The sequence below is a fragment of the Dialister sp. UBA1703 genome (assembly GCA_002320515.1).
Lineage (GTDB): Bacteria > Bacillota > Negativicutes > Veillonellales > Dialisteraceae > Dialister.
In genome coordinates, this window is the sequence record DCJJ01000093.1 from 1 (window position 1) to 6020 (window position 6020).

The 6020-nt window shown below is 50.8% G+C and carries 7 protein-coding genes and 1 other annotated feature; of the genes, 6 read left to right on the plus strand and 1 reads right to left on the minus strand.

Annotated elements, in window-relative coordinates:
- Positions 1-108 precede the first annotated feature (108 nt).
- On the minus strand, positions 109-522 hold the full coding sequence (locus B2Y11_RS04605; RefSeq protein WP_291056783.1) for an amino acid-binding protein: 414 nt from the start codon (positions 520-522) through the stop codon (positions 109-111).
- 351 nt (positions 523-873) lie between these two features.
- Positions 874-1072, plus strand: a binding site (T-box leader).
- 208 nt (positions 1073-1280) lie between these two features.
- Here B2Y11_RS04605 and B2Y11_RS04610 point away from each other — a divergent pair.
- The 6 genes from B2Y11_RS04610 to B2Y11_RS08775 form a co-directional block, all read left to right on the plus strand.
- Positions 1281-2162: a branched-chain amino acid ABC transporter permease gene (locus B2Y11_RS04610; RefSeq protein WP_291056785.1), complete on the plus strand. Its 882-nt coding sequence runs from the start codon at positions 1281-1283 to the stop codon at positions 2160-2162.
- Complete coding sequence (locus tag B2Y11_RS04615; RefSeq protein WP_291056787.1) at positions 2162-3124, plus strand: branched-chain amino acid ABC transporter permease; 963 nt, start codon at positions 2162-2164, stop codon at positions 3122-3124. Before B2Y11_RS04610 ends, B2Y11_RS04615 begins: the two co-directional genes overlap by 1 nt.
- Positions 3124-3888 carry an ABC transporter ATP-binding protein gene (locus B2Y11_RS04620; protein WP_291056789.1) on the plus strand — a complete coding sequence of 255 codons (765 nt, stop codon included), beginning with the start codon at positions 3124-3126 and terminating at the stop codon, positions 3886-3888. Before B2Y11_RS04615 ends, B2Y11_RS04620 begins: the two co-directional genes overlap by 1 nt.
- Positions 3885-4607, plus strand: a complete 723-nt coding sequence (locus B2Y11_RS04625; RefSeq protein ID WP_291056791.1) for an ABC transporter ATP-binding protein — start codon at positions 3885-3887, stop codon at positions 4605-4607. Before B2Y11_RS04620 ends, B2Y11_RS04625 begins: the two co-directional genes overlap by 4 nt.
- Positions 4608-4783: 176 nt before the next feature.
- Positions 4784-5773: an AAA family ATPase gene (locus B2Y11_RS04630; RefSeq protein WP_291056793.1), complete on the plus strand. Its 990-nt coding sequence runs from the start codon at positions 4784-4786 to the stop codon at positions 5771-5773.
- A gap of 6 nt (positions 5774-5779) precedes the next feature.
- Positions 5780-6020: DUF234 domain-containing protein (locus tag B2Y11_RS08775; RefSeq protein ID WP_414630732.1), on the plus strand; the 241-nt coding region annotated here is incomplete at its 3' end.

A 6020-nucleotide genomic window follows, 5' to 3' on the forward strand; every position in this document is an offset into this window, starting at 1 on the left:
TCCTCTTTTATTGTTTCTGGAAAAATTCCCCTACCGAGTAAAATTTTACACTAAGGAAAAAAAGCCGGGAAAGAATGACTGGCATTTCTTTCCGGCTCTTTTATTCATTTAGAAGCGGTCCAGCAGATGGTAGCCCTTTCCTTTGAGGAATGCTTCGGTCTCCGATTCGGTGGTGGAGAAGACGGCGATAGGGGAGCCGCTCTGGCGGTCGAAGGAAATATAGAGATAGCGGATCATGACGTTGGCGTTCTGCAGGTCTGACAGGATGTGGTCCAGGGTGCCGGGCTTATCGGATTTCATGTCCACGGCGAGGACCAGATCCACCCGGCACTGGTATCCTTCTTTTTCCAATGCTTCCTTTGCTTCTTCCGACTTGTCCACAATGAGGCGGACGATGCCGAATTCCGCACTGTCTGTAGCCAGCATGGTGTAAATATTAATGTCATTTTTTGCCAGAATGGCAGTCATTTTGCTGAGCGCGCCCTTTGTATTGGCGGTGAAAATAGAAACCTGGTGTAACATAGTATCCTCCTTCATCAGAGTTTTCCGCTCTGCCGGTATTACAGTGATTTTAACATAAATGGGGAAAATGAGATAGAGGGGGAGACCTGCGGCATGGGAATAGAGGCGCATTGTCAGCGCCGCAGAGGTTTTACAAATTTCTTTCAAAAATCCTATTGACTTTTTTCATCAAGGCAGTATAATATCAACCATAACACGAAAGAACGAATGGCAAGGATCGGGATAAGCGTCCGGCAGTAGATTTAAGAGAGCTGACGGCTGGTGCAAGTCAGTATGAAGCAGGATGCAGGCTCACCCGGGAGTTTCGAAAGTGAACCAAGTAATTTTCGACGCCGCCTGCGTTACAGGCATTAAAAAGCGATGATCGGGACAAGGGATATAGTGGTCCATGGCATAGAGAGCCGGCGGATGGTGCAAGCCGGTGCATTCCAGTATTGACTATCACCTGTGAGCTCCTCTGTTGAACATAGTAAACAAAGGCGTTTCTCCACGTTACGGATGATGAACTGAGAGTACAATGTAGGGTGGTACCGCGCATGTCGCCCCTATTTCCACAATGGAAATAGGGGCGTTTTGTTTTATGTACCATAAGCATTTCTTTCCGTTCAGTGAGTGATAAATACAGGGTGGTACCGCGGATTCCAATTCGCCCCTGCTGCAATGACGCCAGATTGCAGCAGGGGCGTTTTTAATGCCATTTGTTCTTTCATAGAAATGAAGGCATGAGCCTTCATATTTTGGAAAGGGGATTGAAGATCGTGTTTTTTCAACAGCTTGTCAACGGTTTAACGCTGGGAAGCGCCTATGCGGTCATTGCCATCGGCTATACGCTGGTATTCGGCGTATTGAACATCGTCAACATGGCACATGGCGGCATCTTTATGATCGGCGCTTACATCGGCCTGCTTCTGGTAACGGAAGCGGGACTGGGCATTTTTCCGGCACTCATCGGCGCCATGATCGGCGGCGCGGTATTAGGCTATGGACTGGAAATCTTTGCACTCCGTCCGCTCCGCCGCCGCAAAGTGACTCATCTGGCACCGCTCATCAGTACTATCGGCGTGTCCACATTCCTTGAAAGTGTGGCACTTATGGTGTGGGGGCCCCAGACCCGTTCTTTCCCGGCTACTTTCGGAAACGGCCTCATGGACTTCGGCGCCTTTAAGATTTCCGGCATCCAAATTATTTCCCTGGGTACCGCCGTGGTTCTCATGGCTCTCCTGACAGTCATGCTGAACAAGACAAAAATCGGCAAGGCAGTGAGAGCTACCTCTGAAAATGCGGAAACTGCAGGTCTTCTGGGTATCAATACCAGCCGCATCATTACCTTCACCGTCATGCTGGCTTCCGCCTTGGGCGCTGCAGCCGGCGTGCTCATCGGACTTTCCTTCAACGCCATCGAACCTACCATGGGTACAGCCATGGGCCTCAAAGGTCTGGCAGTGCTCATCATGGGCGGCCTGGGCAACGTGGAAGGCGCCATGGCCGGCGGCTTCATCCTCGGCATTGCCGAAGTCTTCGCCGTGGCTTACGGTTCTTCCACCTACCGCGATGCAGTGGCATTCGGTATCATCATTTTGATTCTCTTTATTCGCCCTGAAGGCTTGTTCTCCAAGGCAGGCAAAGGAGGCAGACCGTAATGGATGAAATTTTAAATGGCTACTTCCTGCAGGTATTCACCTTTGTATGCATTAACATTATCCTGGCTCTCACTGTCTACATGACCGTGTGCACCGGTATCCTGTCCCTGGGCAATGCAGGCTTTATGAGTCTGGGGGCTTACACTTCCGCTATCGTTACCACCCAGTACGGCGTTCCCATGCCTGTGGGTATTGTATTAGGCGGGCTCTTCGCCACCTTCGTTGCATTGATTATCGGTATGCCTACCATTCGTCTCCGGGGCCTGTACCTGGCTATTGCCACCATGGGCTTCGGTGAAGTGGTCCGCGTTATCGCATTGAACCTTGACATCACCCACGGCGCCCTGGGCTTCTCCGGCATTCCTTCCATGGCCAGCGTACTTTCCGACTACGCCAGCGACATGGGTCTTCTGGATGCCCTGGAAATCGACTCCCAGACCGGCGGCCAGCTTCTGATGAATATCGTTCTCCTTATTCTCGTCATCGCCGTGGTAACCTTCTGGTACCGCCTGGAACACTCCCGCATCGGCCGTGCCTGGGCAGCTGTGAAGGCCGATGAATATGCGGCTTCCCTCACCGGCATCAACGTAGTCCGCTATAAAATGATGGCATTCCTCTTCAGCGCCTTCTTTGCTGGCGCTGCAGGCGCACTCTATGCCCATGCCACCTTCTTCATCAGCCCCACCGATTTCTCCTGGCACAAAGTAGTAGATATCCTGGTATACACCGTATTCGGCGGCAGCAACGTGCTCTGGGGTTCCGTCCTGGGTGCGACTGTCCTCACCATCGTGCCGGAATCCCTCCGTGCCATGGCTGAGTACAGAGATATCATCTACGGCCTCATGCTGGTAGCACTCATGGCCTTCCGTCCTGACGGCATCCTCTCCTACGACGCTGTGAAATGGATTTCCCGTAAATTCAGCAAAAAGCAGAAAGCCTCTGCAGAAGGAGGAAATCAGTAATGCTTCTTGAAATGAAAAACGTAGTGAAACAGTTCGGCGGTCTGACTGCTGTTTCCAATATGTCCTTCTCCGTAGAAAAAGGAGAAATCTTCGGCGTCATCGGACCGAACGGCGCCGGCAAAACCACCATTTTCAACCTTATCACCGGCGTATACCAGGTGACGGAAGGGGATATTCTTTTTGACGGTGAGTCCATCGAGGGAAAGAAACCCTACCAGATCATCAATATGGGCATTGCCCGTACCTTCCAGAACATCCGCCTCTTCACCGGCATGACCGTACTGGAAAACATCCTTGTCGGCCATCATGACCGTCTGAAATCGGGGCTTCTTGCCAGCTTCCTCCACACCTCTTCCCAGAAGAAGGAAGAAAAGGAAGCCCGTGAGCAGGCTATGGAACTCCTTTCCTTTGTAGGCCTTACCGAAGACGCTGACCGCCTGGCCACCGAACTTCCCTACGGCAAACAGAGAAAACTGGAAATCGCCAGAGCCCTTGCCACCCAGCCTAAGCTCATCCTTCTGGATGAACCGGCAGCCGGCATGAACGACAGCGAAACCGCAGCCCTCACCGAACTGATTCACAATATCCGCGAAAAATTCGGCACCACCATTATCCTCATTGAACACGACATGCACCTGGTCATGACACTCTGCGACCATGTCATGGTAGTCAACTTCGGCAAGAAACTGGCGGAAGGGGTACCGGAAGAAGTACAGAACAACCCCAAGGTTATTGAAGCTTACCTCGGAAAGGAGGATGAATGATGCTTCTTGAACTGAAAAATGTGGAAGCCGCCTACGGCAACATCAAAGCTTTGAAAGGCATCAACCTCTCCGTACCGGAAGGAAAGATCGTCACCCTTATCGGCGCCAACGGTGCCGGTAAATCCACCACCATGAAAACCATCATGGGCATTATGAAACCCATTGCCGGCGACGTCCTCTTCAAAGGGGAATCCATTGCAGGCATGAAGACCCATAACATCGTGAAAAAAGGGGTGGTCCTGGTACCGGAAGGACGTCAGATTCTCCAGAATATGTCCGTCCGCGAAAACTTGGAAATGGGCGCCTACCAGAGAAAAGACCCGGAAGGAATCAAAGAAGACCTGTCCAAGGTATTTGAACGGTTCCCCCGCCTCTTCGAAAGACAGAACCAGTTCGGCGGCACCCTCTCCGGCGGCGAACAGCAGATGCTGGCCATCGGCCGCGCCGTCATGGCCAAACCGGAAGTCATGCTTCTGGACGAACCATCCATGGGCCTTGCTCCCCTGGTGGTACAGCAGATCTTTGATGTAATCAAGGACATTAACAAGATGGGTACTACTGTTCTTCTTGTAGAACAGAATGCGCGCAAAGCCCTGCAGATTGCCGACTATGCCTACGTTATGGAAACGGGCAGAATCGTCATGGAAGGACCGGCGCAGGAAGTTGCCAATAACCCGGATGTCATGGCGGCATATCTGGGCGGCAAGAAGAAACAGTGACCAATATAACAGCCGTTCAGGTTGTAACACGATCCGGGAAAAAGGACAGAGAAATCTGTCCTTTTTCTCTTGCAGTAAAAATTTGCTCAAGTATGATTTAGTCAATCGTACTTAACTAAATCGTTCTTGAGCAAATCCCATGGACTGCCTATACCGGAAATGAAGGAGGGTGTGCCATGTTTATCGGACGAAAAAAAGAACTGCAGTCATTGGAAAAGTTATATCGGTCCCGCCGATTTGAAATGGCCGTTATCTATGGCCGGCGCCGGGTAGGGAAGACTTCCCTGATCCGGGAATTTATCAGGGATAAAAAAGCCATTTATTTCATGGGCATTGAATCCAACGAAAAGCAGAATCTTCATAATTTCAGTGATGCCATCCATGGATTTCATCGGGAGGAAGGCCCTGCACCTCTGTATGCGTCCTTTCAGGATGCCCTGGAAGCCGTATTTCAAATGGCCAAAGAAGAAAGAATGATTCTGGTCATGGATGAATATCCCTATGCCGCTCGTACGTCACCGGGCCTCTTCTCCGTCCTGCAGAGGCTCATTGACCAGTATTGGGATAACTCCCGGCTTATGATTATTTTATGCGGGTCTTCCATGTCCTACATGGAAGATGAAGTGCTGGCCTATAAATCACCGATCTATGGCAGGAGAACGGCCCAGCTTAAAATCCTGCCATTCTCCTTTCGGGAATGCTGCCTTTTCCTTCACGGCTTCTCGCCGGAAGACCAGGCTGTCATTTACGGGATGACCGGTGGCACAGCGCCTTACCTTTTGGAAATGGACTCCCGCCTTACACTGGAAGAGAATGTGAAGGAAAACTTTCTGAAACCCGCGTCCCTTCTCTATGAGGAACCGGAAAACCTGCTCAAGCAGGAAGTGCGGGAACTGTCCATGTACAATGCCATGATTTCTGCGGTGGCCGGCGGTGCCACAAGGCTTTCAGAAATTGCTTCCCAAACAGGTGAAACCACCAGCACCTGCAGCACCTATATGAAGAGCCTGATGGAACTGGGAATTATAAAAAGAGAAACACCCTATGGGGAAAAGAGCGGAAGAAAGAGCATTTACCGCATTGATGACAATATGTTCCGTTTCTGGTACCGATTTATACCAGCCAATACATCCCTTATTGAGAGGGGCGCCGATGAACTGGCCTGAAAACGAATTGCTCCCTCCATTCCGGAATACATGGGTGCCATATTCGAGCAGATATGCCAGGAATACCTGTGGGGGAAAATGCTGGAAGGGGAAAGCCCCATTCTCTTCCAAAGTCTGGGCAGATGGTGGGGAAATGCCCCTGTTCGTAAAAAACAGACGGAAATCGATATTATGGGCATAGAAGACAAAGCCCATGCCTTCTTTGGAGAATGCAAATGGACTAAGGAAGCACTGATTAATTCGCAGA

Excerpts from the sequence above, each read along its gene's own strand:
- B2Y11_RS04605 (WP_291056783.1), bottom strand. The coding sequence starts at position 522 with ATGTTACACCAGGTTTCTATTTTCACCGCCAATACAAAGGGCGCGCTC.
- B2Y11_RS04615 (WP_291056787.1), top strand. The coding sequence starts at position 2,162 with ATGGATGAAATTTTAAATGGCTACTTCCTGCAGGTATTCACCTTTGTA.
- B2Y11_RS04620 (WP_291056789.1), top strand. The coding sequence starts at position 3,124 with ATGCTTCTTGAAATGAAAAACGTAGTGAAACAGTTCGGCGGTCTGACT.
- B2Y11_RS04625 (WP_291056791.1), top strand. The coding sequence starts at position 3,885 with ATGATGCTTCTTGAACTGAAAAATGTGGAAGCCGCCTACGGCAACATC.
- B2Y11_RS04630 (WP_291056793.1), top strand. The coding sequence starts at position 4,784 with ATGTTTATCGGACGAAAAAAAGAACTGCAGTCATTGGAAAAGTTATAT.